Source organism: Caproiciproducens puteiluti, assembly GCF_052442865.1.
Taxonomy (GTDB): domain Bacteria; phylum Bacillota; class Clostridia; order Oscillospirales; family Acutalibacteraceae; genus Caproiciproducens.
Map to the genome: position 1 here is coordinate 1,939,326 of NZ_CP194790.1, position 24,664 is coordinate 1,963,989.

Annotated in this window: 26 protein-coding genes and 1 tRNA gene; 21 read left to right on the forward strand and 6 right to left on the reverse strand. The window is 46.6% G+C overall.

From position 1 onward, the window contains the following. Positions 1–39 precede the first annotated feature (39 nt). The 6 genes from ACRQU7_RS09370 to ACRQU7_RS09395 all read left to right on the forward strand — a co-directional run bounded on the left by ACRQU7_RS09370 (position 40) and on the right by ACRQU7_RS09395 (position 5,787). Positions 40–453 carry a CD1247 N-terminal domain-containing protein gene (locus ACRQU7_RS09370; RefSeq protein ID WP_141825170.1) on the forward strand — a complete coding sequence of 138 codons (414 nt, stop codon included), beginning with the start codon at positions 40–42 and terminating at the stop codon, positions 451–453. 131 nt (positions 454–584) lie between these two features. Continuing rightward, entirely contained in the window at positions 585–1,289 is a 705-nt protein-coding gene (locus tag ACRQU7_RS09375; RefSeq protein WP_444645434.1) for a Crp/Fnr family transcriptional regulator, read from the forward strand. A gap of 36 nt (positions 1,290–1,325) precedes the next feature. Next, positions 1,326–2,366 (forward strand): ABC transporter substrate-binding protein, encoded by a 1,041-nt coding sequence (locus tag ACRQU7_RS09380; protein ID WP_444645567.1) that lies wholly within the window; start codon positions 1,326–1,328, stop codon positions 2,364–2,366. After that, complete coding sequence (locus ACRQU7_RS09385) at positions 2,344–3,126, forward strand: ABC transporter permease (RefSeq protein ID WP_444645436.1); 783 nt, start codon at positions 2,344–2,346, stop codon at positions 3,124–3,126. Before ACRQU7_RS09380 ends, ACRQU7_RS09385 begins: the two co-directional genes overlap by 23 nt. A gap of 14 nt (positions 3,127–3,140) precedes the next feature. Continuing rightward, a complete protein-coding gene (locus ACRQU7_RS09390) occupies positions 3,141–3,761 on the forward strand; it encodes an ABC transporter ATP-binding protein (RefSeq protein ID WP_444645438.1) in 621 nt (206 codons plus the stop codon). 115 nt (positions 3,762–3,876) lie between these two features. Further along, positions 3,877–5,787: a polysaccharide biosynthesis protein gene (locus tag ACRQU7_RS09395; protein WP_444645440.1), complete on the forward strand. Its 1,911-nt coding sequence runs from the start codon at positions 3,877–3,879 to the stop codon at positions 5,785–5,787. 58 nt (positions 5,788–5,845) lie between these two features. Here ACRQU7_RS09395 and ACRQU7_RS09400 read toward each other — a convergent pair whose 3' ends face one another. Continuing rightward, positions 5,846–6,424, reverse strand: coding sequence for a thymidine kinase (locus tag ACRQU7_RS09400; protein ID WP_038324053.1), 579 nt, complete (start codon positions 6,422–6,424; stop codon positions 5,846–5,848). 201 nt (positions 6,425–6,625) lie between these two features. Here ACRQU7_RS09400 and ACRQU7_RS09405 point away from each other — a divergent pair, with 201 nt between their 5' ends. Together ACRQU7_RS09405 and ACRQU7_RS09410 are read left to right on the forward strand one after the other, a co-directional pair. Continuing rightward, positions 6,626–8,305, forward strand: a complete 1,680-nt coding sequence (locus ACRQU7_RS09405) for a GGDEF domain-containing protein (RefSeq protein ID WP_444645442.1) — start codon at positions 6,626–6,628, stop codon at positions 8,303–8,305. Positions 8,306–8,411: 106 nt separating this feature from the next. Further along, a complete protein-coding gene (locus tag ACRQU7_RS09410; protein WP_444645444.1) occupies positions 8,412–9,179 on the forward strand; it encodes a polysaccharide deacetylase family protein in 768 nt (255 codons plus the stop codon). A 197-nt stretch (positions 9,180–9,376) separates the two neighbouring features. On the opposite strand, the gene ACRQU7_RS09415 is transcribed toward ACRQU7_RS09410, so the two are convergent. Beyond that, on the reverse strand, positions 9,377–9,616 hold the full coding sequence (locus tag ACRQU7_RS09415; protein WP_038324057.1) for a hypothetical protein: 240 nt from the start codon (positions 9,614–9,616) through the stop codon (positions 9,377–9,379). Positions 9,617–10,258: 642 nt separating this feature from the next. Here ACRQU7_RS09415 and pdaA point away from each other — a divergent pair. From pdaA to ACRQU7_RS09435, 4 genes are all read left to right on the forward strand, one after another. Then, entirely contained in the window at positions 10,259–11,068 is an 810-nt protein-coding gene (pdaA, locus tag ACRQU7_RS09420; protein WP_444645447.1) for a delta-lactam-biosynthetic de-N-acetylase, read from the forward strand. A 130-nt stretch (positions 11,069–11,198) separates the two neighbouring features. Further along, the gene (locus tag ACRQU7_RS09425; RefSeq protein ID WP_038324058.1) at positions 11,199–11,417 is read left to right on the forward strand and encodes a hypothetical protein; all 219 of its coding nucleotides are present in this window, start codon (positions 11,199–11,201) and stop codon (positions 11,415–11,417) included. A gap of 78 nt (positions 11,418–11,495) precedes the next feature. Then, positions 11,496–12,038: a hypothetical protein gene (locus ACRQU7_RS09430; protein WP_038324059.1), complete on the forward strand. Its 543-nt coding sequence runs from the start codon at positions 11,496–11,498 to the stop codon at positions 12,036–12,038. Between the two features lie 114 nt (positions 12,039–12,152). Beyond that, complete coding sequence (locus ACRQU7_RS09435) at positions 12,153–12,344, forward strand: alpha/beta-type small acid-soluble spore protein (RefSeq protein ID WP_038324061.1); 192 nt, start codon at positions 12,153–12,155, stop codon at positions 12,342–12,344. A gap of 100 nt (positions 12,345–12,444) precedes the next feature. Here the strand turns inward: ACRQU7_RS09435 and ACRQU7_RS09440 are convergent, their stop codons facing one another. Then, the gene (locus tag ACRQU7_RS09440) at positions 12,445–13,719 is read right to left on the reverse strand and encodes a M14 family metallopeptidase (protein WP_444645450.1); all 1,275 of its coding nucleotides are present in this window, start codon (positions 13,717–13,719) and stop codon (positions 12,445–12,447) included. Positions 13,720–13,897: 178 nt separating this feature from the next. Here ACRQU7_RS09440 and ACRQU7_RS09445 point away from each other — a divergent pair, with 178 nt between their 5' ends. Next, a complete protein-coding gene (locus tag ACRQU7_RS09445) occupies positions 13,898–14,740 on the forward strand; it encodes a deoxyribonuclease IV (RefSeq protein ID WP_444645452.1) in 843 nt (280 codons plus the stop codon). Between the two features lie 50 nt (positions 14,741–14,790). On the opposite strand, the gene ACRQU7_RS09450 is transcribed toward ACRQU7_RS09445, so the two are convergent. Beyond that, positions 14,791–15,318, reverse strand: coding sequence for a DUF6512 family protein (locus tag ACRQU7_RS09450; protein ID WP_444645454.1), 528 nt, complete (start codon positions 15,316–15,318; stop codon positions 14,791–14,793). A 282-nt stretch (positions 15,319–15,600) separates the two neighbouring features. On the opposite strand from ACRQU7_RS09450, the gene ACRQU7_RS09455 reads away from it, so the two are divergent. From ACRQU7_RS09455 to ACRQU7_RS09470, 4 genes are all read left to right on the forward strand, one after another. After that, the gene (locus ACRQU7_RS09455) at positions 15,601–16,332 is read left to right on the forward strand and encodes a transglycosylase SLT domain-containing protein (RefSeq protein WP_444645456.1); all 732 of its coding nucleotides are present in this window, start codon (positions 15,601–15,603) and stop codon (positions 16,330–16,332) included. A gap of 307 nt (positions 16,333–16,639) precedes the next feature. Beyond that, positions 16,640–17,113, forward strand: coding sequence for a putative ABC transporter permease (locus ACRQU7_RS09460; protein ID WP_444645458.1), 474 nt, complete (start codon positions 16,640–16,642; stop codon positions 17,111–17,113). A gap of 114 nt (positions 17,114–17,227) precedes the next feature. Beyond that, positions 17,228–17,314: transfer RNA gene (locus ACRQU7_RS09465), tRNA-Leu, on the forward strand. A 132-nt stretch (positions 17,315–17,446) separates the two neighbouring features. Further along, entirely contained in the window at positions 17,447–17,599 is a 153-nt protein-coding gene (locus ACRQU7_RS09470; RefSeq protein ID WP_444645460.1) for a hypothetical protein, read from the forward strand. A gap of 202 nt (positions 17,600–17,801) precedes the next feature. Here ACRQU7_RS09470 and ACRQU7_RS09475 read toward each other — a convergent pair whose 3' ends face one another. After that, positions 17,802–18,350, reverse strand: a complete 549-nt coding sequence (locus ACRQU7_RS09475; RefSeq protein WP_444645462.1) for a flavodoxin family protein — start codon at positions 18,348–18,350, stop codon at positions 17,802–17,804. 281 nt (positions 18,351–18,631) lie between these two features. Between ACRQU7_RS09475 and ACRQU7_RS09480 the strand changes: the two genes are divergently transcribed. Together ACRQU7_RS09480 and ACRQU7_RS09485 are read left to right on the forward strand one after the other, a co-directional pair. Beyond that, positions 18,632–18,994, forward strand: a complete 363-nt coding sequence (locus tag ACRQU7_RS09480; protein ID WP_444645464.1) for a winged helix-turn-helix transcriptional regulator — start codon at positions 18,632–18,634, stop codon at positions 18,992–18,994. 114 nt (positions 18,995–19,108) lie between these two features. Then, positions 19,109–19,981, forward strand: a complete 873-nt coding sequence (locus ACRQU7_RS09485) for a DegV family protein (RefSeq protein ID WP_444645466.1) — start codon at positions 19,109–19,111, stop codon at positions 19,979–19,981. A gap of 76 nt (positions 19,982–20,057) precedes the next feature. Here the strand turns inward: ACRQU7_RS09485 and ACRQU7_RS09490 are convergent, their stop codons facing one another. After that, positions 20,058–22,148, reverse strand: coding sequence for a sodium-translocating pyrophosphatase (locus tag ACRQU7_RS09490; RefSeq protein WP_444645468.1), 2,091 nt, complete (start codon positions 22,146–22,148; stop codon positions 20,058–20,060). Positions 22,149–22,428: 280 nt separating this feature from the next. Here ACRQU7_RS09490 and ACRQU7_RS09495 point away from each other — a divergent pair, with 280 nt between their 5' ends. Together ACRQU7_RS09495 and ACRQU7_RS09500 are read left to right on the forward strand one after the other, a co-directional pair. Further along, positions 22,429–23,307, forward strand: coding sequence for a DMT family transporter (locus ACRQU7_RS09495; protein ID WP_444645470.1), 879 nt, complete (start codon positions 22,429–22,431; stop codon positions 23,305–23,307). Positions 23,308–23,486: 179 nt separating this feature from the next. After that, a complete protein-coding gene (locus tag ACRQU7_RS09500) occupies positions 23,487–24,650 on the forward strand; it encodes an alanyl-tRNA editing protein (RefSeq protein ID WP_444645472.1) in 1,164 nt (387 codons plus the stop codon). The last annotated feature ends 14 nt before the right edge of the window (positions 24,651–24,664 follow it).

A 24,664-nucleotide genomic window follows, 5' to 3' on the forward strand; every position in this document is an offset into this window, starting at 1 on the left:
TATGCATGTTCAGTAAATGATGTTTAAGGAGGCAGAATTATGACAAACACAGAGAAGGTTGCTTACATTCGCGGCCTTGCGGAAGGCCTTGAGCTTGATGAGAACAAAAAGGAAGTAAAGGTCATTAACGCAATAATTGATTTATTGGACGACATGGCGACATCCGTATCCGATATGCAGGACAGCTTTGACGACATGGCTGACCAGCTGGATGCGGTCGACGAGGATCTTGGTTCTCTGGAAGAAGATTTTTATGAGGACGAAGATGAGGATGAGGACGACGGGGACTGCTACTATGAAGTAACCTGTCCGAATTGCCATGAGACGATTTGCCTGTCCGAAGATATTATTGAGGATGGCCAGATGGACTGCCCGAATTGCGGCGAAACGCTGGAATTCGATATTGACGAAGAAGAATGCGATTGCGGCTGCGAGGACTGTAATCACGAATAAAAAGCTTTTTGGCTGAAGGAAAAGAGTGCTGCTCCGTGCAGTGCTCTTTTTTGCTTTTATATTGACAGATTTCGGTAAAATGCTTATAATAGTAAAAAAAGTGTATCAAATGAAACAGAAAGTGAACATTTATGAAACCGATTAAAAAGCAAAACAAATACTGTCTGCTGCTGGCACAGTGTTTTCTGTTCAATGGGATTGAAAAGGGCGTAGCGGAAGCCGCTTTTCAAAACGGCGAATGCAGCTGTATGGAATACGAAGCCGGTGAGAAAATATATACCAGAAGCAATTATAAAAAAAGCCTGGGAATCGTTTTTTCCGGGGTTGTAAAGGCCATGAAGCCGGAAAACGAAAACCTGATTATGAATACCTTTTATTCGGGAGGAATTTTTGGGGTTGCCTGCCTTTTTAACAACTCGCGCCGGTATGTATCCGAGATTATTGCCGTCAAGAAGAGCCGCGTTTTGTTTTTGTCCCAGCAGCTTCTGCATGAGCTTTTCGAGAACCATACAAGGATTGCTGAGAATTACATCAGCTATCTGTCGGACCGGATCTGTTTCTTAAATAGCAGGATTGACAATTTCACCGGGGGAACTGCTGTTTGCCGCCTGGCGACGTTCCTCCTTTCGCTGTCCGCCCAGAATGAATATTCCCTTGTATTGGAGCTGCCGTGTACGCTGACCCAGCTTGCCAATACGCTGAACATTGGCCGTGCTTCCCTGTACCGCGCTTTCGATGATTTATCCGATACAGGCGTCATCACACGCGGAGGAAGAAAGGTGACAATCAATCAGATTGAGCGGCTGCGGTCCGGTCAGTTTGGTGATGAATCATAATTTAACGATAGATAAAGAGGGAGAAAAATGAGACTGATGAAAAAAATAATATCACTGGGATTAAGCGCCTGTATGGCTCTGTCCGTTCTTGCGGGATGCGCCGGACCTGCGGCGGCATCCTCCGGTGAGCCGGCTTCCAGCGAAGCGGTATCCAGCGCGCAGCCGAGTTCTGCCGCTGCTGAAAAGACGACCATTAAGATTGCGGCCCTCAAAGGGCCGACCGGACTGGGCATGTTAAAGCTGATGAGCGACAACGATGCCAAGACCGCCGCCGAAAACTATGAATTTACGATTGTAGGCGCTCCGGACGAAATCGTATCCAAGATTTCCAAAGGGGAAGTGGACGTGGCTGCCGTTCCCACCAACCTTGCCGCTACGCTGTATAACAAGACGGAGGGAAAGGTCCAGATGGCCGCCGTCAACACGCTCGGTGTGCTTTCCATCCTGACAAAGGGAGAGGACATTTCCAGCATCAAGGACCTGAAGGGGAAAACCATCTATTCTTCCGGCCAGGGCTCCACACCGGAGTATGCATTAAATTACATTTTAAGCCAAAACGGTCTTGAAGTCGGTAAGGATGTTAAGGTAGAATATAAAGCGGAACACGCGGAGCTTGCTGCGCTGATGGTTTCCGGAAAGGCAAAGATCGCCGTTCTTCCTGAACCGTTTGTCACTCAGGTGACGGCGAAGGATAAGGACGTAAAAATTGCGCTGAATATCACGGATGAATGGAATAAGGTTGCGGGCGGAAAGAGCGTTCTGACCATGGGATGTCTGATTGTCCGCAAGGATTTTGCAGAGCAGCATAAGGAAGCTTTTGACGCGTTCCTCAAAGAATACAAGGAATCCACCGATTATACCAATACGAAGGTGGAGGAAGCGGCTGCCCTGTCCGAAAAATACGATATCATGCCTGCTGCGGTCGCCAAAAAGGCGATTCCCAACTGCAATATCGTTTATATGGACGGAGACGAAATGAAAGCGAAAATTCCTGATTTTTTGAATGTTCTGTTCACAGCCAATCAGAAGTCCGTTGGAGGTAAATTACCGGGTGATGACTTCTACTACACAAAATAAGAATCTTTTTCAATACAAAGGGTTCAGAACCTTTCTGGCCGCCGTATTTTGGATTGGCCTATGGCAGCTGGCCTATTTTACTGTAAAACAGGAGATACTGATCGTATCTCCTGTTCGTGTTTTGCAAAGGCTGTCTGAGCTTTCCCAGACCAAAGAATTCTGGCTGACTGCGTTTTTGTCCATGCTCCGCATAGTGGAAGGCTTTTTGCTTGGCGTGGCTTTCGGAAGCGTGCTGGCGGTCCTGACTTCCGTTTCGCGTATGATGTACGATATTTTTTATCCGGTCATCAGCATCATCAAGGCAACGCCCGTGGCTTCGTTTATCATTCTTGCGCTTGTATGGATTCCGTCCACTCATGTGCCTTCGTTTACGTCCTTTTTGATGGTGACGCCGATTATATGGGCAAACATGGTCAACGGCATTAAAAAGACCGACAAAAACCTTCTGCAGATGGCCGCGTCCTATCGGTTCGGACTGGTAAAAACCGTCAAACGCGTCTATCTGCCTTCCGTTATGCCGTATTTTACCGCAGCCTGTACAACCGGGATGGGGCTTGCCTGGAAGGCCGGCATCTCAGCCGAGGTGCTTTCCGTCACTCCGCTGTCGATCGGCAGGCAAATCTATAATTCCAAAATCTATATTGAAACGGATGATTTGTTTGCATGGACGGTGCTCGTCATTGTCATGAGCGTCATTCTGGAATGGCTGATGGTCCGGTTCATGAAAAAAGTAGGACAGAAATACAACGTTGTGCAGTGATGGAGCGGTGTGAATTGAAAATTGATCATTTGACGAAAAATTATAATGGAAAAACGGTACTGGAGCAGTTTTCTCTCCAGCTTCCTTCAACCGGAACGGTCTGTCTGTTCGGCCCTTCCGGCTGTGGAAAAACGACGCTTTTAAATTGCATAGCGGGCCTGGAGCCCTTTGATTCCGGCGAAATTGAGGGAACCGGCAATGGGAGGATTTCCTATCTTTTTCAGGAAAACCGCCTACTGCCATGGATTTCTGCCAAAGATAATATTACCGCTGTTCTTCGCGGAAAAGCCGGGCAGAACGCGGAGCAGGCGGAAAAATGGCTCAGCCTGGTCGGTCTGGCGGAAGCGGGGAATAAAAGACCGGCGGAGCTGAGCGGCGGAATGCGGCGGCGGGTCGCCCTTGCGCGGGCGCTTGCTTACGGCGGGGATCTGTATCTTATGGATGAGCCCTTTCAGGGGCTGGACGCGGAGCGCAGGGATGAAATGATCGCTTTGCTTCAAAAGGAAACGGCAGGCGCGCTGAAAATCATTGTTACCCACGATTTTGAGGAGGCGGAAATGCTGGCCGACGTCATTTATATTCTGGAAGGTCCTCCGGTCAGAATTGCTGACATAATTGTAAAAAATCCTGTATAAATCTGCAGATTCTTCCCATACCGCTGTGTTCCTTTACAAATTGTGTCTTTCATTTGTGTATGGTTTGTGCTATACTAATGCAGTTAAATTTGTTTTAGTAGGGGTAATTTATGATATGAAGAATCAAAGGGCTACTTTTGGAAGAACATTCGCTCAAATCATAATAGATGTTCTCTGTGTATTTTTCAGCTACTGGATTGCTTTTGTTTTACGTTATGACGGGAAGATTTATCTCCCCACTTATGACTGGGAATCCTTCTGTACCTGGATTCCGTGGATTTCGATCATTTATATTGCATCCTTTACGGTTTTTCGGTTTTATAAGACAATGTGGCAGTTTGCCAGCCTTGATGAATTATTGCTGATTTTTTACGGAGCCACCTTTGCGGCGTTACTTGTAACCATTCTGGGTTTTACCTTCGCGCAGCAAATTTCATGGGGCCTTTTTCGAGTCAGGCGTTTTCCATGGGGTGTCTATGTTATCGGCTGGGTATTGACCATTTTTTTGGTGGGTGCTTCCCGGTTCAGCTTCCGGCTGATCCGCAGAATGAAGCGCAGAAGTCAGATCAACAGGGAAGACGGCGAGGAGTTTCACCGCGTGATGATTATCGGCGCGGGGGAAATGGGCTCCATGGTCATCAAGGATATGAAGGCCGCCCCTGAAAGCAAGGGTATCCCTGTGATCGCCATTGACGACAGCAAAAGCAAACGGGGAACCAGAATTCATGGCGTCAAGGTGGTCGGCGGCCGTGAAAGCATTCCGAAAATGGCCGTTCGCTATAATATCGACCAGATTGTGCTGGCGATTGCATCGGCCAGTAAAAAGGACAAGCAGGATATCCTGAGCATCTGTGCGAAAACAGGCTGTCAGCTGAAGACGATTCCCGCGCTGTATGAAATCATCGAGGACAGCGCCGATCCTCTGAAAGTCAGGAACGTCGATATTATAGACCTTCTGGGAAGAGATGAAATCAAGCTGAATATTGCGGAAATCAGCGGTTATCTCAAAAATAAAACCGTATTGGTAACCGGCGGCGGAGGTTCCATCGGCAGCGAGCTGTGCCGTCAGATCGCTTATTTTAATCCGAAAAAATTGATTATTTTTGATATATACGAAAATAACGCCTACGATTTGCAGAATGAGCTTCTGATGCGCTTCAAGCATTTGAATCTGGAAGTCCTGATCGGTTCAGTCCGCGACAAGGGAAGAATCGAGCATGTTTTTTCCGTCTGCAAACCGGACGTCGTTTTTCACGCCGCCGCCCATAAGCATGTGCCTTTGATGGAGCTGAGCCCCGGAGAAGCGGTAAAAAACAATGTGTTCGGTACGCTGAATGTGGCGCAGGCCTGCGACAAATACGGCGTGAAGCGCATGGTGCTGATTTCGACCGACAAGGCGGTCAACCCGACGAATATCATGGGTGCGACGAAACGTATCTGTGAATTGATCATTCAGTACAGCAGCCGTCACAGCAAGACCGATTATGTCGCCGTCCGTTTTGGCAACGTTTTGGGCAGCAACGGCAGCGTCATTCCTCTTTTTAAGAAGCAGATTGCGGCCGGAGGCCCGGTCACCGTTACCCATCCGGATATCATCCGGTATTTTATGACGATTCCCGAAGCGGCACGTCTGGTGATCCAGGCCGGAGGCATGGCGCGCGGCGGTGAAATCTTTGTGCTGGATATGGGTCAGCCGGTGAAAATTGTGGATCTGGCAAAAAACCTGATTCGCCTTTCGGGTTTGCAGCCGGATGTTGATATTAAAATCGAATACACGGGGCTGCGTCCCGGTGAGAAGCTTTATGAAGAGCTTCTTCTGGACAGCGAAGGCGGATGTCAGAAGACTTCCCATGAATTGATCTATATTGGTACACCGATCCCGTTCAATGAGGATACGTTTATCAATCAGATTGAAAAGCTGAGGGATGTCGCCGGTTCCAATAATGTAGAAATGATGAATGTCGTTCATGAGCTGGTACCGACTTATTCCGGCCATGCTGAAGAGACGGATGCACTTGCAAATTGATTTTCATAAAATAAAAGCCCGCGGTCAGTCCATTTACTGGCCGCGGGCTTTCCTCATTCTATTTCTGTTTTCGGGGATTGTCTATCCTGTCGTTTTTCCAGCACTCATAGCATAGGCCGATATAACTTTCATTACCCCCGATAAAGACCTGTTCCCCTTCCCGTATGATTTTTCCGTTGCAAATTCTTGCGTTTACTTCCGCCTTGCGTCCGCAGGTACAAACGGATTTGATTTCCGTCAGAGAGTCCGCGATTTCAAACAGACGCTTGCTGCCTTCAAACATATGCGTCTGAAAATCGGTCTTTAATCCGAAACAGAGAACAGGGACAAACTCGATCGCGATATCCTTCAGCTGATCGATTTGAGGGGCGGATAAGAACTGCGCTTCGTCTATGATCAGGACATCGTAATGGTTTTGCTGGAACCATTGATACAGGTCCACGCTCTTATCAATTAAAATACCGGTATCTTTCAGACCGATCCTGGATTTTACAATGGTAAGGCCATCCCTGTTGTCCACAGAGGGTTTTAATAAACCTACCCGGTAACCTTTTTCTTCATAGTTAAATTTCACCATCAGCGCCTGTGCCGTTTTGCTGCTGCCCATTGCGCCATATTTGAAATACAATTTCGGCATTTTCATTCCTCCGGTTTATTTTTGAAAATCTTTCCTAAGTATAGCATCCTTTATTTACTTATGAAATACTAAAATTTGGTGATGAATACAATATTTAAAAATAATAGCCACAAAATGTCTGATTCAATAAATGATTGCTGATTAAGATTGGATATGCTATAATTTTCTGTATGCTAAATTTAGAAAAAGGCGGTGAACCGTTTGAGCAGACCTAAAATGCTGTATGTTCAGTTTTTTCTTGTGAGTTTGTCTGCGGTGGTCATTGCCTTTATTTACGTCACTTTTCAAGCGGAACAAATCAGGCTGGATGGGGGAGGAGTAACCGATTTTAACACGGGGTGGCTGTTTACAGGCAGTAGCGGGAACAGTCTGAAAATCGATTTGCCGGCGCGCTCCGTACCGGGAGCCGAAAAAAACAGGGCCGATTCTATTTCCAACAAGCTTCCTTCTGATCTCGGCAGTGAAATGACGCTCTCTTTTCCGACCTATCATGCAAGGATGCGTGTCTTTGTAGGAGACAAATTAATTGATGAGTTTGGATATCAAACGCATCTCCTGTTTGGAAAATCCCCGGCATGTACGGCGTGGCATATTGTTCCTCTGCCGGAAGCCTCGGCGGGAAAGATGGTTACCATTGAAATCTGTTCTCCTTATACGAAATATGCATCTACATTCAATGCAATTACCATAGGGACGAGAAGCGCGAATATTATCTATTTGATGCAGAAATTTTTCCTCAGCACGATGATCAGTTCTCTGGTCCTGATTTTTGGAGTTGTGCTGCTGATGCTGTATTTTATTGCCCGGACAAGGATGAAAAACAATCTTGCTCTTCTGTATCAGAGCCTGTTTGCCATCAGCATCTCTGTTTCCGCATTAACGGAAACGTCGGTTCTGCAGCTTGTAACCGGAAATGTTCTGGCGCTTGGCTATATCATGTATTTTTCGCTCATGCTCTGTCCCATTCCATATTTACTGTTCATCAAGACGGTTTATGCGAAACACCACGCGGAGCTGTTCGATCTGCTCTGTGTCGCCGCCGTGGCGAATTTTTTGATCTGCACGTTTTTGCAGGTATTCAATTTGTTGGATTTTCCTGAAACAGTCTTTTTGACCCATATTATTATGGCGTTGGCTCTCGTTCTTTCTGTTTATACCGCGCTTGAAAATTTATTGAAGTATAAAGACCGTAAAGTAATTCCTTTTTTGACCGGGCTTGGTTTGATGTTTATTCTTTTTATGGTCGATATGGTCCGGTATTACACGGGTGTTTATCAGGACGGGGCGCTGTTTTGCCGCTCGGGGCTTTTCTTCTTTGTCGTTCTTCCTTCTATTGATACGGTTTCCCAATATTTTTCGATGATTGAGCTTGGCATGGAAGCCCGCGTTCTGAAACGTCTTGCCTATCTTGATGTGCTGACACAGAAAAAGAACCGGACAGCCTTTGAAATCAAAATGGAAGCGTTAAACCTTCAGCGTGACCGTTCCCATGTGGCGATTGTGGCGTTTGATGTAAATAATTTAAAGATGGTCAACGATAACTTTGGGCACAAATGCGGGGATGAACTGATTCTGGCGGCTTCGGACGTGATCCAGCAGAGCTTTGAAGGGTATGGAAGCTGCTACCGTATCGGTGGGGATGAATTTGCAGTGATTATTGAAAACTATCTGGTCAGCAGTACCAAAGCATGTGTCCATGATTTTAGAAGGCTGTTAAACGAATACAACCAAAAAAATCCCAGCCGGATCGAAATCGCCTACGGCTACGCGGAATACGAGCCAAATGACAAAAATTTATTTGAAACACTGAACCGTGCGGATAAGCTGATGTATGAGAATAAAAAACAAATGAAAGACACCGTATATTCAAAAGGACTTTAACGCAGGGAGCCGGTTGAAGGAATAAGCAGAAATTTAAGAAAACTGAGTGAAAAAGAAAATAGGAAAACCCTCCGTGTGCATATAATTGTGCCAAGGGGGCATTGTCATGAGATTTTTGATTCTGACCAGAAAAAGAATACTGACGGTTTTATGCTGCCTGATTTGCGGTATATTGGCTGTGTTTCTTGCATTTCAGGGCGTAGCGGCAATCAGGGCATCTTCCAGTAAGCGTCTGATTCCAATTTACTGCGTAAAAACGGATGAAAAGAAGATTGCGATCTCATTCGACGCGGCGTGGGGAAATGAAGAGACACAGACGTTGATCGATATTCTGAATAAATACAACGTCAAAACGACTTTTTTTGTGGTGGGCGCCTGGGTAGATAAATATCCCGAATCCGTCAAGGCACTTGCGGCTGCCGGACATGAGGTCTGCAATCATTCCAACACGCATCCCCATATGCCGAAGCTCGGGCAGACGGAAATGACAGCACAGGTGGCGGAATGCAACAATAAAATCAAAAATGTCACCGGTACCAGTCCGCTGCTTTTCCGTGCGCCTTACGGCGATTATAACAATCCTGTGATGGAAACCGTAAAATCTCTTAATATGTACTGTGTTCAGTGGGACGTGGACAGTCTGGATTGGAAAAACCCGCCGCCGAACGCTATCGTTACCCGGGTGACCACCACGGTAAAACCCGGTTCCATTGTTTTGTTCCATAACGGCGCGAAAAACACACCGGCGGCCCTTCCCAAAATCATAGAGGCGCTGCAGAGTCAGGGTTACCAGATCGTTCCCGTATCCCAGCTGATCTATAAAGACAACTACACCATAGACCATACCGGAATGCAGGTGAAAGAAAACGGATAAAATTCCATTCCGCTTTGCCTTTCAAAGGAGGGAAATCGATAGAAAAAGGGCACCGCGAATTCATGCGGTACCCTTTTGTGCCGGAATATAATTATTTTTGTGAAATAAACATTGACAGAATATGAATTTTATGTTAATTTAAAAACTAGAGTTTATACACATTGCAGGATAATGTGTATTGGCTTATGTGCTTTTTTTCAGCGAAGTTGCTCCAAGATGAACGTCATTATTGGGGCAACTTCTTTCATTTTGTCCGTAAGAATGGCAATCAGTAAAAGAATGAGCAGAAAGACATTCAGAGCCTTCAGAAGGGTCTTTGAATTAATGTTCGGCAGACACCATTGAATCGTTTTCACTTCATGACGTTTTCCTTCATCCTTTGTAACGGTGTCGTAGGTTTTTTTCCAGATGACCACGGAACGGGCATTCGTTTTCATAATGAATCTCCTTTCTTATGGCGAACGCACAGATGTGAACAGGGTTTTAATAATGTCCAATTTCTTTTCACCTCGAATCTTGATAGGATGATTTATAATAAAAATGACCAATCCAATAGGGAGTGGTCATGAAAGGCCCTCCATAAATTCAATTGCAAGCAACCGGTTGTCAATATGGAGGAATATTACTTTTTGGGGGGACAGATCCGCCATCTGACGATACTATTCCGGTTCGATTATTTTCATAACGCATAACTCCCGATTATCATTCTTATTTACGATTAAAGAATATTACACTTTTCAATGAATGTCAACATATATTTTGGGGAAGTTTTAACGAAATATAGATAATATTTTAGCTGAATACGGTTCTGAAAAAGAAAATTTGTCAATTTATAAGAGAAATAAATCTTGTTCAGTGTTAAATTAACGGACCGATATCCACATCTTTATAAAAGGTGCTTTTATTATTACCGGGTTTTGTCCCGTTTCTGTTCCTATTACGGTATCATCCCGGCTTTCTTTTCCATTCCCGCTCAACCCTGTATTGCGGTTGGGAGGGATTTTTTATTTTCTGAAAATTTTTCTGATATTATCTGCGATGGCATAATATATTTTACTGTAAGGCAGGTGACAAATACCGTGTATATAACCGTTAGAAAAAAGCAAATTGAAATTGTCATGGCAGTCTTTATTTTTCTGCTGGCAGGCATACTTACGCTTACCCATCGTCAGCAGGAAATCGCCGTACAGACGGCCGCCGCCAATACCAACTGGGGGCTCGGCTTTGGGGAAAACGGCAAGCAGCCTACGGGAAATGCCTCCGCGGATTTTTTAAAACAGTATAACGCCTATTATGTGGGGGCGTTAGATAAAAAAGTGATTTACCTGACGTTTGATGCCGGGTATGAAAATGGGTATACGCCGGCGATTTTGGATGCGCTGAAAAAACATAATGTAAAAGCGACTTTTTTTGTAGTGGGGAATTATCTGAATACAAGCCCTGATCTCGTGAAACGGATGCTTGCGGAAGGCCATATTGTCGGAAACCACACCAATACGCATCCCGATATGTCAAAAATTTCAGATATGACATCGTTTCAAAAGGAGATTTCAGCGGTGGAAACGAAATTCAAGGAAATCACCGGGCAGGATATGCAGAAATATTATCGTCCCCCACAGGGAAAATACAGTGTAAATAACCTGAAGCAGGCCAGCGAGCTCGGATATAAAACGATTTTCTGGAGCCTCGCTTATGTGGACTGGTACCAGGATAAGCAGCCGACGAAGGAACAGGCCTTTGACAAGCTGATTCCCCGTATCCACCCCGGGGCAATCGTGCTGCTGCACAGTACCTCCAAAACAAATTCCGAGATATTAGACGAATTGCTCTCCAAATGGGAAACCGCCGGGTATACCTTTGGGACCCTGAACGAATTAAGCGGGAAATAGGAAAAATCATTTCACGAAATATGCTTGTTTTGTGAATACACGAATGCTACAATAGTTCTAATGATTTTATGTAAATCACATGTCATGCTTCGTCAAGGAAATCGTGATTATAAAAACAAGGAGGACAAAAATGGCGAAAATAACAGATATAAGAAAGTGCGGCAGACTGATCAGCGCTTATAACAAGACCGCAATGGACGTAAACTTTAATCAGGAATATTTCTCCATTTGGGTTCACGCCGCAGGACAGGAATCCGGTTTGGAGACCTGTCCGCTGAATGTGCAGCTGAATACGGAAATGGCGGAAAGACTTCGGAATTATTTAAATGAATTTTTAAATAAATCATGAATGAATTCTTTTCTTAGCTACATACTTTACGAGCAAACGCAAATAATGTTTGTACTGATTTACGGGAGTGAGTGTAAAATGACAAACATTATTTTGTGTGGCAAATCTACCGACACATCTGTTTCATGTGCTTTGCTTCCGGCGCTGGAAAAATACGGCGGAGTACAGTATTTCAATACGCGGCAACTTGTGCGTCTTGGAAGCGACAAGGTCGAATTTTTTCTCTATGACTGCGAAAAACTGCCGCAAATCGAGCTGGAAAGCGGCATCATCCTGTTTAAAAACAGTTTTCATTCTTCAGAAAAAATTTTGATTCCGGAGGGATTCTTGTCCATTCTGGAAATGAAAAATGCAAGCGCGGCGGAATTGCTCAATGGAACCGGAGCCGCGGCGATTACCTGCGGCACAAGTTCCAAAGATACGCTCAGTATTGCCGGTATCGATGAAACGAGTGCTGCGCTGAGCCTTCAGCGCAGTGTGATGACGCTTGACGGAAAAATGGTGGAGCCCCGCGATTTTACGGTCAGATTCCCGCCAAAGCTCAGTCCTACGCGTATTTTAGCGGTGTGCGCCGTGCTTCTGCTGTCCGGTATCGATTCCGCAAATGGTTATGAGCTTTAACTTGCAAAAATTAACATTCATAAAAACACCCCATGTACACAAAATAGGAAAGCAAACGCAAAACAAATCAAAATTCAAAAACGAATTGAAAATTATTGAAGGAGTGTTTTGATTATGGCAAGTAAACAGAATGTAGTTCCTGAAGCAAGAGAAGCTCTGAACAAGTTTAAGATGGAAGCCGCTTCTGAAGTCGGCGTCAACTTAAAGCAAGGTTATAACGGTGATTTGACTTCTAGAGAAGCCGGTTCCGTCGGTGGCCAGATGGTCAAAAATATGATTAAAAGCTACGAGCAGAACATGAAGTAAAAATTTCCATTGTTGGAGCGTCATGCCGTTCGGTATGGCGCTCCAATTTTTTGAAAGCCCGCATAGATTTATCTATGCGGGCTTTGTATAAGAAATTGTTTTATACAGTGGCGGCATGAAGCAGCACGTTGATGTTTTCCTGATAAATGGTGTTAAACTGCGAAATAGAAATCGGATTTCTGCCCAGACCGACTTCAATCGTATAGCCGGGCCTGCGGTAATCCTGAATAAACCAGTCCTTGTAGCCTGCGTAAGAAGCAATTCCGGCAGTCTGGTCCAACCGGTAGCCGCTGATTGCCGCAAATTCCTCTCCAATGGTTCTGCCTTCCGGGGGAGCCATATCCATGAAATTCCAGTAGATGACCCTTCCCTGCGTGTGGTAGGCGATCACCAGCCGGAAATCGTGGGTCTGCGTAAAATTGACGACGGTCTGTGTTTCCGGTTCCGACACGGGAAACGGCCCCGAATATCTTGTCGGGCCGGGACCGGTAATGCCGTATTCTGCTTCCGCATCCTTTGATTCCTGCCACGCGGCGTTATAATTATGGTTTAGATCCACACCGTGGTTGTTTGCCTGCCATACCGTAGAGAAATCGGTGCTGCCGTTATTCCAGGCAATCAGGTCCTGATAATACGGATTGTCAGGCTGCAGGCCGTTCAGGACCAGGTCCACTCCGTCGGGATTTACCATGGGAATGATGTAAATACTGCTCTGGTTCCAGATTTCCCTGGGGTTATATCCGTCGCCCAGCGTTTGGTTCAGGGTATAGGTATATAGGAAATTTTCCGTAAACTTCATCAGCAGGGGGGACGTGATCCACTCCAGAGCGTGATGGGCTGCATTATAGAAAACCTGATTCGGACCCGAGCCAAGCCTTAGATAATACAGGTTTTTTCCAAGGACGCTGAGCCCGGCAACGCCGACCTCTAAAAAGGGATACCGTGCTTTCAGCCCCTGAATGTCCCGCTCTAAAATCTGATAAGTATAGTCAATATTGGTGTCCACTACGTCCATGCCGTAAGGAACAACGATTTGCTGGCCGACCGTGAGGTTTCCGGCATTAAGACCGGGGTTTGCTCCGAGCAGCAGAGGAAGGGACGTATGGTACCGACGGGCTATGCTGTAAAAGGTATCACCCGGTCTTATCCGGTACAGATCATATCCCAGCAGGTATCGTTCCATGACCCTATAGGTAGCCGGGCCGATGATGCCGTCCTGAGTAAGACCGAACGCGCGCTGAAATTGCAGGACTGCCCGGCGCATCTGCTGGCCGAAGGTTCCATCAATGGGGCCGGGGTTGTAGCCGATCTTTTGCAGCATTGCCTGAATTTCCATGACATCCGTCCCGGACATCCCCAATCGCAGTGTTCTCATGATGGCTCACCTCAAAATTCTTTTTTGAAAACCGCTCATTGATTCATGGTACTAATGTATTGCGGAAAGTGAGGCTTTATGCTATATTTTCCATGGACGTTTCTTTCGATTTTTCGTTTTCTCCGTAAAGCAGCGGGAAAAGGAAGACAAAGAAAAGCCCTGAAAGGAGTCAATAAAAATGCTGAAAATAGGCTGCCATCTTTCCGTGTCCAAAGGATTTCTGGCCATGGGAAAGGATGCCCTTACCATACAGGCGAATACGTTCCAGTTCTTTACACGGAATCCCAGAGGGAGTAAAGCGAAGGAAATCAATCCGGAGGATGTCCGGGCATTGCTGGAGCTGATGGAAGAAAACCGGTTCGCACCCATCCTTGCGCATGCTCCCTATACGCTGAACGCCTGTTCGGCTGATGAGAGAACCAGAAGCTTCGCCATGGAAACAATGGAGGACGACCTTAACCGGATGGAGTTTTTGCCGGGGAATCTTTATAATTTTCATCCCGGCGGCCATGTGGGGCAGGGAACGGAAAAGGGAATAGAACTGATTACCGCAATGCTCAATGCGATTTTGAAGCCGGAGCAGCATACGACGGTTCTGCTGGAGACAATGGCCGGAAAAGGCACGGAGGTAGGCCGTACTTTTGAGGAGCTACGGCTGATTCTGGACGGGGTCGAGCGGAAGGAACAAATGGGTGTTTGCCTCGACACCTGCCATGTGTTTGACGCCGGATATGACATTGTAAACGGTCTTGACGACGTTCTGAACCACTTTGACGAAGTCGTTGGGCTCGACCGGCTGAAGGCCGTTCATCTGAACGACAGCCTCAATTCTCTGGGCAGCCATAAAGACCGTCACGCTCGAATCGGGGAAGGGAAGATCGGGCTCGAGGCGATCACCCGCGTGATCAACCATCCTGCTTTACGGCATTTGCCGTTTTATCTGGAGACGCCGAACGATCTTGACGGTTACGCCGCAGAAATCAAGCTTCTTCGGAGTGTCTATGAAGAGACTCCTTCTTAAGACAAAGCGGGAGCTTCTTCTTTATAATTGCTGAATAAGCCGCGTACCCATTATTTACTTGCTTTTTTTGAAGCCGGGGCGGAAAACAGCCCGATATGCGGGGGACGGAAAGTAAAAACAAAGAAGCTGAGGGCAAGCACCGCAAGGAACAGCAGTCCTTCCCAGCCTGTTTCGGTACCGGACTTGGAGGATTCGGAAATCTTTCCTCCGCTGTAACGGAAAGCAATCAGAACCCCTGAAATAAAGGTGAGGATGTCCAGCCAAAGATAATTTTTTCCGATCATTCCGGCGTAAGTGTAAAAGAAGACGATGATAAAAAGCAGCCCGAGCAGGATGCCGAGTGATTTTGCCGTAATAAAATTTCCATACTCTTTTCCGACAGCGAAATATTCCACGATGCTGAATAGAAGCATGGGGAAAAAGAGCATTTTTAAATGTTCCCATACGCTTTCGTTGATCGGGCTGAACATTCCTATCACCCGGTTGTTTCCCGTCCAATTGTAAAGGAAATGCAGAATAGTGCCAAAAATTATCACGAAAATAAAACCGATGCTTTCCCAGGCAAGTAAATTTTGCATGGTATCCCTCCTTTTCGTTTAATTCTATGATGTGGCTTAAGAAAATAGGAGTTTAAATCATCGAAATTGCTTTATAAAATGGAGTTTCAGAAGTTTTCATCCTCCGGCCGCGATAGGCGGATAACGCGACTGATTTTTGCGTCTCAACCGTTTTCTGAATATTTTCTGAAAGAAAGGTCAAAAATTGCAAAATAGGAGATTCTAAATCAAAGGAAGCTCCCAATTGCCGTATTGGCTAACGATTTCAAAGGAAAGGTTCTTAAAAATAACGGGGGAGAAAGAATGAAAACTCCAGGAAAAATACATTGCAGGATAGAAACTATTTATGCGCTGTGCATGATAGCTGCGATCTTCTGTATCGGGCGATCCTTTCATAACCAGACACTTCCGGCAGAAACTCCTGTCGTCACCCAAAGTTCGTCCTCACAAAGCCAGCTTTCACAAAGTTCCTCTCAGGCGTCCAGCGAGGTGGTATCTGACGAAGCCAGCCGGCAGGAACAGAATTCTATGGCAGAAAAACCCGAGTCGAAGACAGAGAAAACGACGGAATCGCAGGAATCAAAGTCGCAGGAAGTAACGGAACAGATTCAGTCACCGCAATATTATGACATTCCACTGGCCACAGATATACAGGACACCATTTTCAGCGAATGCAAAACCAAAAACGTCCCGGAGGATCTGGTAATCGCTCTGATCGGTGTTGAGAGCCATTACAACTCAAAAAGCATCAGCAAGACCAACGATTACGGCTTGATGCAGATTAATATCTGTCACAAGGAATCTTTGGAACGGGACCTGCAGGTTACGGATCTGCTGGACAGCAAGCAGAATATTAAAGCCGGTGTCCATATGCTTTCGTGGATCGTCAATAAGTACAGCAACATGAATCAGGCCCTGATGGTCTACAACAACGGAGAAGCCGGTGCGCAGAAGCTTTGGAAACAGGGGGTTTATTCTACGCCCTATTCCAGAAAAGTGATTGATCAGATGAATAAAATTAAAAAAGAAGCATAATGGATTTGGCTGGTAAAGAAAGGAAAATTTCTCGCCATCTGAAAAGTTATAGAGCTTTACAGGTGGTGGGAATTTGCCGGATCTTGGTCGCTGATTGAAAACAGATATCTTGTTTAAGCGCTTTTTGAGCCGATTTGATACCAAGGGATTCCCGATCTGTCATTTGTATTGATTACAGAGGATTTTGTCGAAACTGTAAAGCAATTATACTGTTCATGCTTACTTTGTTTGTAATGCATAACATCCTTTTCTTTCTGTTCCGGGAATAGGGAAACCGTTGCCGGAATACAATCAAGGGGGTGATGTTATGCTGTGTAAGGTCCGGAATTTCTTGTTGAAGGATGCCCTTCTGCTCGTGATCGGCGGGGATATTTATCTTATCATGGAAATCTGTTACCGGGGATACTCCCATTGGAGCATGTTTATTTTAGGCGGCGTCTGCTTTTTAGGATTGGGATATATCAACCGTTTCCTGTCCTGGGAAACGCCGCTGGTTTTACAGATGCTGATCGGAATGCTTTTGATAACGGCATTGGAATTGATCACCGGCATGATTGTGAATGTCCATTTTGGTTGGGAGGTCTGGGATTACTCGCAAAAGCCGTTCAACCTGTTCGGGCAGATCTGTCTGTCTTCCAGTATAGGATGGTATTTTCTTTCTGCGGTGGGGATTGTTCTGGACGATTATCTGCGCTGCTGGATTTTTGAAGAGGAGCAGCCGCGTTATTACCTTTTTCATAAAAAGCTGAAAACAAGAAGCCGGTTCCACGGCAAAACTTGATTGCTCCGTCGTGGATCAGCTCGTTTCTGGATGAAAAACGACATTTTCTGTTAAAAACTTCATTTTTGATATTGACACATGGGTACTGATATGATAATATAATTGAGTCGTCACGCGAGAGTGGCGGAATTGGCAGACGCGCATGGTTCAGGTCCATGTGAAAGCAATTTCATGGGGGTTCAAGTCCCCCCCCTCGCACCAAGAAGACATACTTTTTCCGCTAAGGGGAATGTATGTCTTCTTTTTTATAAAACAATGTGATATTATGGATGCAGTGGTATTTTTGTATTCACCGATAAATGGTGAAACACAAATAGGGGAGAGGTAGTCTTTATGTTTGAAATCATTGCATTTGTGGCAACCATCATTGTGGGTGTGTTTGCAGAGGCTATTGGTGCAGGATCTCATATATTTGGAGCCGGCAGCATCGCTGCAATTGCTACCATGGGTGCGTTTATTCTATGGTCTGTTAGACACAAAAAGTAAAAAATAATTTTAGCGTATGAGATTTGAAGTATAATTGAAAGATTGAAGGTTTCATTCAAAATTTTTTTCTACCATTTTAACAAAAACAGCAGTTTAACCGGTAAGGTTGGACTGCTGTTTTTTGCTATGGGCAGACGGGGAAAACATCGCTCTCGCGCCGGACCGGGTTCGAAACAATCGGAAAGAGACAGATCAGTATGGTTTATTTTATTGATAATCCAAGGCTTTCCACCCTTTTCAGTGCATCCGTCTGCAGAATATCTCCTTTTTCCGCGACGGATGGAATCAATAGACGAGCACGGTCGGTCCATTTTTGATAGGATGCGATCAGCTCATAGGTTCTGACCAAACCGTCAAAATCAGCCATTTCTTCAGTTTCGGCACAGGCAAGTAAAATACTTTCTTTGATATTGCTCTGCCTGCCGCCGATCAGCAGTGCATACATTTTATCTAAAGCTGCTTTAAGCTGTGCCGGAAAGGTAAACCAATACATGGGTGTTGCAAGAACGAGCATATCACTTTCTTCCAAGAATGGAGCCAATGTATTGAAATCGTCTTCAAATACGCAGGCTTCCGCTTTGGAGTAACATCTGTTACAGGCTTTACAGCCATTGATTTTGTTTAGGCCTGCTTCATATTTTGTTACAGTATGTCCGACGGTCTGCGCTCCTTTCATAAATGCATCCGCCATTAAATCGCTGTTGCCTCCTTTTCTGGGGCTGCCCGTAAGTACCAGGATTTTTTTGCCCATTTTTAATTCATCCCTTCATATATTTTTATTCACCAGTGTTTACCATCCTCATCTGTGATGAATCTCAGCACTTTGAGAGGACTGACTGGAATTGCGCTGTTTGGAATGTCGCAGCTGAAAGCCGGTTGTATGACTTTTCTCGAGCGTAATAAATTCAGCTGAAAGTTTTTTCTGTTGTTCGGCCGTCTTTTCTGATTGACACTAAGATAAGAATAGTGTATATATATTATAAGTCAAGTACGCACATTTGAGATATATACTATACTAAGGGAGAGTGTGAGATGGCGATTGAAGATTGCAGCCCAACAGGGGCAGTTATTGAAAGTACTGGTTTTGGCTATACTTTGTCGATCATAGGCGGCAAATATAAAATGATTATCATGTATTGGCTTTCAGAGCATAAGCAGATTATGAGGTTTAATGAATTGAAGCGCTGCATTGGTACGATCACCTACAAAACGCTCAGCAGTACATTGAAAGACATGGAAGCCGACCAGCTAATTATCCGCACAGAGTACCCACAAATACCGCCAAAGGTGGAATACACTCTTTCAAAACGAGGAAAGTCTTTGATTCCCGTCTTAGATATGATGTGTGAGTGGGGCGAAAGAAATCGATTGCCCCATTCAAAAAATTGCAGATAGAATTGTCAGCACAATGTTAAGAGAGACGGTTAAGACTGTTTTTCCGAGATTCTGCAGGAACATTGGCACATAAACGCGGAAATGGTGAAAAAGCAAATTAGAAGGAGTGCAAGTATGAATCAGTATGTTATTGTATCAGATGCCACCTGCGACCTTCCGGCTGCTTTGACGGAGCAGCTTGAAATCGTTGTTATCCCGATGGAATTTACGATGAGCGGAAAAGTGTATCGGCATTTCCCCGACGCACGGGAAATGAGCTTTCACACCTTTTATGAGAGAACGAAAAACGGGGAGATGTCCGTCACTTCCCAAATCAACAGCATTACCTATGAAAAATACTTCCGTCCGATTCTCGAACAGGGGAAGGACATTTTGTATATCGCGTTTTCGTCTAATTTAAGCGGTACCTATCAGGCGTCCCGGATTTCTGCGGACGATCTGATGGAGCGGTACCCGGGCAGAAAAATTGTCTGTATCGATTCCAAAGCCGCCTCGGTGGGAGAAGGAATGCTTGTTTATTACGCTGCCCGGAAAAAGCGGGAGGGCCTCGGGCTGGAGGAACTGGAGCAATGGGTAGAAATAAACCGTGATCATATGTGTCACTGGTTTACGGTCGACGACCTGAACCATCTAAAACGCGGAGGAAGGGTTTCCGCGGTATCCGCCGTAGTAGGAACGGCGCTGGGAATCAAGCCCGTGCTCCATGTCGACAAGGAGGGGAAATTGCTTCCTGTTGCCAATGTGAGAGGGCGCAAAAAATCTTTGGAAGCGTTGGTTGACCATATGGTCAAAACCTGTGTCCATCCTGAGGACCAGACTATTTTTATCGGCCACGGAGATGATATGGAAGCGGCTGAATTTTTGGAATCCCTTGTTCAGGAAAAATTCTCCGTGAAGGAAATCATCATCAGCGATATGGGTCCCGTGATCGGAAGCCACACCGGTTGCGGTATTGCCGCTCTGTTCTTTATCGGAACGGAAAAATAAGTTTCCTTAACTGCGAAAGGGGCTCCCGGCTGTTTTCAGCGGGAGCCCCTTTTATAGGAATGAGATCAATCATTGATTAATGGAAGATGGATAAAGTCAGGAACAGAGTGGACATCAGGGAAGCAACGAGGGAAACCACGGTAATCTGCGTGTTGATCGAGGGGCCCGCGGTGTCCTTGAAAGGATCGCCGACCGTATCGCCGACTACCGCCGCTTTATGCGCGTCGGAACCCTTGCCGCCGTTGTTGCCGGACTCTATGAATTTTTTTGAATTATCCCAAAGTCCGCCGGCGTTGCTCATGAACAGCGCCAGAAGCAGACCGCTGATAATATTGCCGCCGAGGTACCCGCCTATGGCCTGGACGCCGCCGATAAATCCGACCAGCAAGGTGATGATGATCGTGACAAGTCCGGCCGGAATCAATTCCTTCAAAGCGCCGAAGGTGGCAATTTCAATACATTTGTCGTATTCAGGAACAACGCCTTCTTTGCCTTCCTTCAGGCCGAGGATTTCCCGGAACTGACGGTGGATTTCGGAAACCATTCTCTGGGCGTTGCGGTCCACGCCGAGCATCAGCATTGCGGAGAATACCGCAGGCACGGCGGCGCCAATAAGCAGTCCAAAGAAAACGATGGGGTTCATGATGTCGAAGCCGGTTATTCCCTCTAATCCAAGTACCGCCGCGGAATCATTTACCTGGCTGATAAATGCGCCGAGCAGGGAAATAACGGTTAAGCCTGCGGCTCCGATTGCGAATCCCTTTGTGACCGCTTTAACGGTATTGCCGGCACTGTCAAGAGAATCCGTAATTTCCAGAACGTCATCGCCGAGGTTACCCATTTCCGCAAGTCCGCGCGCGTTATCGACAATGGGCCCGTAAGCGTCGTTGGAGATAATCATACCGACAATGGAAAGCATACCGACGGCCGCCATTGCAATGCCGTACATGGCATATCCGGGGCCGATCGGGTCACAGAGCTTGTAAGCTGCCAGAGCGGAAATCGCAATGCCGATCATGGCGGGCAGAGTGCTTAGGAATCCGTAAGAAATACCGGACAGGATGGTAAACGCCGGGCCGGTTTCGGATGCTTTTGCTACATTATGTACGGGTTTCTTTGTGTCGTCTGTAAAATAGTCGCTTGCAATTCCGATGACGACGCCGACCAGAAGGCCGACTGCGCTAGCGCCCCAAATGCGCCATTGGAAGTTGAATATCCAGGTGGCAAGCGCCGTCAAAACGCCAAACAGCGCTGTCGTTACATAGGTGCTGCTGTTCAGTGCCTTTGTCGGGTTGCCGTGTTTGCCCATTCTGGCGGTCGCAACACCGATGATCGACGCCAGCAGCCCGAGGGCCGCGTAGCAGAACACCGTGCTTGTGTTTATGGTTCCGCCGGCCGCTTTATCCAGAGAGGCCGCAAGAACAAGCGCAGCCGCCATAGAAGCAACGTTGGAATCAAACAGGTCGGCGCCCATACCGGCGACGTCGCCCACATTATCGCCTACGTTGTCCGCGATGACCGCGGGGTTTCTGGGGTCGTCTTCGGGAATGCCGAGTTCAACCTTGCCGACCAGGTCGGCGCTGATATCGGCCGTTTTTGTGAAAATACCGCCTCCGGCTTTCGCAAACAGGGCAAGAGAGCTTGCGCCGAAGCTGAAGCCAAGCAGGGCGGTCGTGTTGTTTGTAATCAGCATTACCAGCGTGACGCCGAGCAGGGTGCTTCCCACAACGGCCATGCCCATGACCGCGCCGCCGCGGAACCCTGACATGAAGGACGGCTTAATGCCGTTTTGCGCTGCTTCCGCTGTTTTCACATTCGCAATAGTGGCGATTCTGATGCCGATGACGCCTGCGATCGCGGAAAAAACAGTGCCGCCCAGATACGCCAAAGCCATTACCAGATTGTCAAGAGGATTCCCCTTCCAAATTGGTGTTGGCAAAAATATAAGGATAAGGATTGCCGCAATACCGGCGAATTTCGCGAGAACCGCATACTCTTTGGTTAGAAATGTATTTGCTCCATTTCTAATCAGAGTGCCGACTTCTGCAATGCGTTTGTTGGAAGACGGGCGTTTCTTGACCCATTGATACAGCCAGCCTGCGAAGAGAAAGGAGAGAGCTGAGATCACGATGGAAATCAATAGGAAAAATGTGACGGTGAATTGCATGGTACCAACTCCTTGTTAATAAAATGTTCATTTATTTTGCATTATATCACGATGAACCATGTAAATACAGATTAAAATAGACGGTTTTTTCACCTAAATATTGTATATTTTGATGTTTTTCATAATAAAGCCTTTTAAAGTGACAAATTAGGTACCGTAATTTTTGTCGTTTTTTATTGCAATTTTATTGCGGTTCAAGTATTATATTGAGGTATGTGAAAGGCGCGGGGCTTGCCCGACGCGCTGAATGAAAAAATTCAGATATTAGAGGATATGTAAAATGGCTTCATCTTCTTCCCAAAGGCGTTCCGTCGGGCTTATGGCCGTCTGTGCCGGTCTGTGGAGCATTGCTGGTATTTTCATCAAACTGGTCCCGTGGAACGCAATGGTTATCGCGGGATTTCGCAGCCTGATTGCAGCAGTAGTGGTATTGGTATTTATGCGTATGACCGGGCGCCGGGTTAAGCTGAATTCGTCCTCCTTTCAGAGCGGCGTCTGTATTGCGGCAACGTTTTTTGCCTTTGTTTCCGCCAATAAAATGACCACGGCTGCCAACGCCATTGTGCTGCAGTTTACCTCGCCTGTCTTCATTTTGATTATTTCCGCGCTGGTTTTCCATCAGCATTTCCACAGGATGGATCTTATTACCGTAGTGGTAACGCTGTTTGGAATTTCTCTGTTTTTCTTTGATAAGCTTGGCGCGGGTAAGCTGATTGGCAATTGCCTTGCAATCCTCGCCGGACTGTTTATGGCGGGAATGTATGTGATTACCGGGCGTACGGATGACGACTCGCGTATGAGCGGCATCCTTTTCGGCCATCTGCTTACTGCAGTGATCGGAGTTCCGATGATTTTTATCTTTCCGACTCCCGTTTCTTCCACCGCGGTAATCAGTATTCTGGCGTTGGGCGTCATACAGCTTGGCATTCCGTATATCCTGTATGGGCTTGCGGTGAAGGACTGTCCACCGCTTGCATGCTCGCTGGTCGGCGCGATTGAACCGCTGCTGAATCCTCTTTGGGTCTTTCTTTTTGACGGAGAGCGGCCAGGAAAATTCGCTCTTCTGGGCGGAGCCATTGTGATTGCCGCCGTAACCGGATGGTGTGTCTGGAGAGACCGTTTTGTTTCAGTCAATTCTCAGAATTCTCTGAACGATTAGAATTTGTTTTGAACGTCGGAATACATTTTGTCAGGGCCGCGGCGTAAGCTGTTGGTCCTTTTTCGATTCTGTGCTATAATAACCGCAACGGGTTATGATAACGCCGGTTTTATGTTCCGCCAGTCCGCCGGCTGTGCGGAGATAGTGATTGTGAAGTTTTTTAGAAAGCGGGAAATGGAATGAATCAGGAAACGGAAAAATTATATTATAAAAATACGTATTTCAGAACCTTCCGAGCAAAGGTTCTCCGCTGTGAAAAGCAGGGAGAGCATTACGGCGTTGTGCTGGACAGGACGCTGTTTTATCCGGAGGGCGGGGGACAGCCCGCGGATATCGGGGTGCTGAACACGGTCAATGTTCTGGATGTACATGAGCAGGACGGCTGGATCGTTCATACGACGGACAGGCCGCTTCCCGTGGATTCTGCGGTAACGGGAGGGATCAACTGGCCGCACCGGTTTACGCTGATGCAGCAGCATTCGGGGGAACATATCGTTTCGGGAATTGTAAACCGTCTTTTTGGTCTGGACAACGTCGGTTTTCGCATGGGGTCCAAGGCCATAACCGTCGATTTTAACGGAGAGCTCAGCCAGGATGATCTTTCGCTGGTGGAAGCCCTGGCGAACGAAGTGATTTACCGGAATGTTCCCATTGGAACGTCTTATCCCGACGCGCAGGCGCTTTCTGCGCTTTCCTACCGGAGCAAGAAAGAGCTGACCGGGGAGGTGCGCATTGTAACAATCCCCGGGTACGATGTCTGTGCCTGCTGCGGCACGCATGTCGCAAAAACCGGGGAGATCGGGATCGTTAAGCTGGTATCCGCCCAGCATTATAAAGGCGGCACGCGTGTCGGCCTATTATGCGGCAAAAAAGCGGTGGATGATTACAATGAAAAAACAGACAGCGTCGGTGCCGTTTCAGTGCTTCTGTCCGCGAAGCCGGAGAAAATAAAAGAAGCGGTGGAGCATCTGCTGGAAGAAACCAACGCTTTGAAGCAGCAGCTGACTTCCCTGAAAAATCAGATTTTTGTTTCCAAATGCGATCAGGTGCCGGAAGGGACGAAAAATATCTGTTTGTTTGAGCCGGATCTTGCACCGGCGGACCTTCGTATCTTTTGCCTGCTGTTGTGTGACCGCTGTTCCGGAGTTGCCGCCGTCCTTTCGGGAGATGACGCTGACGGATATCAGTATGCAGTGGGCAGCGCAAAGGAAGATGTCCGTGCGTTTGGAAAGGAACTGAACCAGGCTTTCAACGGAAGGGGCGGAGGCTCCAAAGAGCTTGTACAGGGTACCGTTCGGGGATTACAGCAGGAAATCAAATCTTTTATAGAAGATCATCTTTGATGGCGGAGGAGTAG

Bases quoted from the DNA above. Each gene is read 5' to 3' on its own strand.
- ACRQU7_RS09455 (WP_444645456.1), top strand. From the start codon at position 15,601: ATGAAAACTCCAGGAAAAATACATTGCAGGATAGAAACTATTTATGCG.
- ACRQU7_RS09410 (WP_444645444.1), top strand. From the start codon at position 8,412: ATGAGATTTTTGATTCTGACCAGAAAAAGAATACTGACGGTTTTATGC.
- ACRQU7_RS09375 (WP_444645434.1), top strand. From the start codon at position 585: ATGAAACCGATTAAAAAGCAAAACAAATACTGTCTGCTGCTGGCACAG.
- ACRQU7_RS09480 (WP_444645464.1), top strand. From the start codon at position 18,632: ATGGCGATTGAAGATTGCAGCCCAACAGGGGCAGTTATTGAAAGTACT.
- ACRQU7_RS09490 (WP_444645468.1), bottom strand. From the start codon at position 22,148: ATGCAATTCACCGTCACATTTTTCCTATTGATTTCCATCGTGATCTCA.
- ACRQU7_RS09445 (WP_444645452.1), top strand. From the start codon at position 13,898: ATGCTGAAAATAGGCTGCCATCTTTCCGTGTCCAAAGGATTTCTGGCC.
- ACRQU7_RS09425 (WP_038324058.1), top strand. From the start codon at position 11,199: ATGGCGAAAATAACAGATATAAGAAAGTGCGGCAGACTGATCAGCGCT.
- ACRQU7_RS09400 (WP_038324053.1), bottom strand. From the start codon at position 6,424: ATGCCGAAATTGTATTTCAAATATGGCGCAATGGGCAGCAGCAAAACG.
- ACRQU7_RS09475 (WP_444645462.1), bottom strand. From the start codon at position 18,350: ATGGGCAAAAAAATCCTGGTACTTACGGGCAGCCCCAGAAAAGGAGGC.
- ACRQU7_RS09500 (WP_444645472.1), top strand. From the start codon at position 23,487: ATGAATCAGGAAACGGAAAAATTATATTATAAAAATACGTATTTCAGA.
- ACRQU7_RS09460 (WP_444645458.1), top strand. From the start codon at position 16,640: ATGCTGTGTAAGGTCCGGAATTTCTTGTTGAAGGATGCCCTTCTGCTC.
- ACRQU7_RS09415 (WP_038324057.1), bottom strand. From the start codon at position 9,616: ATGAAAACGAATGCCCGTTCCGTGGTCATCTGGAAAAAAACCTACGAC.
- ACRQU7_RS09430 (WP_038324059.1), top strand. From the start codon at position 11,496: ATGACAAACATTATTTTGTGTGGCAAATCTACCGACACATCTGTTTCA.
- ACRQU7_RS09385 (WP_444645436.1), top strand. From the start codon at position 2,344: ATGACTTCTACTACACAAAATAAGAATCTTTTTCAATACAAAGGGTTC.
- ACRQU7_RS09450 (WP_444645454.1), bottom strand. From the start codon at position 15,318: ATGCAAAATTTACTTGCCTGGGAAAGCATCGGTTTTATTTTCGTGATA.
- ACRQU7_RS09370 (WP_141825170.1), top strand. From the start codon at position 40: ATGACAAACACAGAGAAGGTTGCTTACATTCGCGGCCTTGCGGAAGGC.
- ACRQU7_RS09495 (WP_444645470.1), top strand. From the start codon at position 22,429: ATGGCTTCATCTTCTTCCCAAAGGCGTTCCGTCGGGCTTATGGCCGTC.
- ACRQU7_RS09395 (WP_444645440.1), top strand. From the start codon at position 3,877: ATGAAGAATCAAAGGGCTACTTTTGGAAGAACATTCGCTCAAATCATA.
- ACRQU7_RS09380 (WP_444645567.1), top strand. From the start codon at position 1,326: ATGAAAAAAATAATATCACTGGGATTAAGCGCCTGTATGGCTCTGTCC.
- ACRQU7_RS09485 (WP_444645466.1), top strand. From the start codon at position 19,109: ATGAATCAGTATGTTATTGTATCAGATGCCACCTGCGACCTTCCGGCT.
- ACRQU7_RS09440 (WP_444645450.1), bottom strand. From the start codon at position 13,719: ATGAGAACACTGCGATTGGGGATGTCCGGGACGGATGTCATGGAAATT.
- ACRQU7_RS09470 (WP_444645460.1), top strand. From the start codon at position 17,447: ATGTTTGAAATCATTGCATTTGTGGCAACCATCATTGTGGGTGTGTTT.
- ACRQU7_RS09435 (WP_038324061.1), top strand. From the start codon at position 12,153: ATGGCAAGTAAACAGAATGTAGTTCCTGAAGCAAGAGAAGCTCTGAAC.